The 1,723-nt window shown below is 74.6% G+C and carries 2 protein-coding genes; both read left to right on the top strand.

The features are described 5' to 3' along the window. Window positions 1-512 (top strand): mycothiol synthase (gene mshD, locus H0487_RS22595; RefSeq protein ID WP_183096436.1); only part of this gene is annotated, 512 nt, incomplete at its 5' end. A gap of 11 nt (window positions 513-523) precedes the next feature. After that, window positions 524-1,723: hypothetical protein (locus H0487_RS22590; protein ID WP_376766702.1), on the top strand; the 1,200-nt coding region annotated here is incomplete at its 3' end.

The raw sequence follows: 1,723 nt of genomic DNA, 5'->3' as shown, positions 1-1,723 counted from the left end.
CCGTCCCGCTGCCGGCGGCGGAGCCGCCGCTCGGCGTGACCATCCGCGACTTCGGGACGGCGGACGCGGCGGCTCTCCTCGAGGTGAACGCGGCGGCGTTCGCCGCCCACCCGGAGCAGGGCGGCCTCACCGCGGCTGACCTGGACGAGCGGATGGCCGAGCCGTGGTTCGACCCGGCGGGCCTGCTGCTCGCGGTCGACGACGACGGCTCGCTGCTCGGATTCCACTGGACCAAACGTCACGACGAGAAGCACGGGGAGGTCTATGTCCTCGGCGTCTCCCCCGCGGCCCACGGACGAGGGATCGGCCGGGTGCTCACCGTCGCCGGCCTCCGCCACCTCGCGAGCCGGGGTCTGGAGGAGGTCGTTCTCTACGTCGAGGCAGACAACACGGCGGCTCTCGGTCTGTACTCCGGGCTCAGGTTCACCCATGTCCCGACCGATACCCATGTGCAGTACCGGCGCGGATCCCACGAGCCGCAACCGTCACACGAAACCCCTCGACACGGATAACATCAACGATTATGAGCTCAGCCACCGACGGCGAGCCCGTGGACGAGCGCGGGCTGGATCCCGCGCGCCGCGGGCGCGGTCGGATGCGGCCGTGGCGTCGCAAGGACGAGCACATCCCGGAGACCGGCGAGCTCGACGCTGACGACATCGAGGAGTTCATCCGCCGCAGCAACGCGATGGCGGACGAGGGCGAGCCGACACCGGTCGACTTCCTCACCGACGACCTCCCCGACGAGGACGCAGCCCCCGACGACGCTGGCCCGCACGAGGACATCGCCAGCCGGGTCGCGAGCCGGCCGAAGGCCGAGCAGACCGGGGAGTACGACGAGTTCGCCCCTGAGGGCGACGACTCCGTCGACTGGGGGTCCTTCGTCGTACCGGACCCGTTGGCACCCGTCGGCGACACGCCGTCGCCCGCCGAGGAGCGTGCCGCCCGGGCCGAGCAGACCCCTGAGGCGGCCGTCGAGCCCACTGCGGAGGAGCCGATCGACTGGGGCGCGATCGTCTCCCCCACGCCCGAGCCGGAGCCCGCCGAGGCGCCCACCACCGACGTCGATGCAGCGCGCAAGGTCATCGCCGACGCGCTCGACATCGGGTTCGCCGAGCCGCTCCCCGACGCCGCGCCACAGCGCAAGCTCTGGCCGCGCCGCAAGGGCGACGTCGTCGTGCCCCGGCTGACCCACGCCGAGCTCGCGTTCGAGGCTGAGCGCCAGACGCTCGACCGTGAGCACACCGAGGCCGTCGCGACGCTCGCCGCCCAGCTGCGCCGCGACGCGGAGATGGCCGCCGCCGAGCAGGCCGCCGAGCGGATCGCCGCCGAGGAAGCCGCCCACCGAGCGACCAGGGCGCGCGAGGAGGCCGACCGGCTCGCCGCCGAGCAGGCCACCCTCGCCGGCCAGGCCAGCGAGGCCCGCAAGGAGGCCGAGGAGCTGGCTCGTCGCGCGGCGACCGCCCGGGAGGAGGCCGAGGACGCTGCTCGCCGGACGGCCGAGCTGGCCGGCGCCGAGTCCGCCCGCCGCGAGGAGGCCGAGCGCCACGCCCAGGACCAGGCCGACCGGGCCGCGCGAGCACACGCCGAACGGCTCGAGGCCGAGGCCTACGCCAGCCAGCAGGCAGCGCTCGCCGCCGAGGCCACCTCCGCACGCCAGGAGGCGGAGTACGCCGCCGAGGAGTTCGCCGCGATCGCGCGGCGCGCCCACGAGGAGCGCGCC

Source organism: Nocardioides stalactiti, assembly GCF_014180715.1.
Classification (GTDB): domain Bacteria; phylum Actinomycetota; class Actinomycetes; order Propionibacteriales; family Nocardioidaceae; genus Nocardioides; species Nocardioides stalactiti.
The sequence above is the reverse complement of the archived record's forward strand: the minus strand, read 5'-3'. Positions and strand labels throughout refer to the sequence as shown.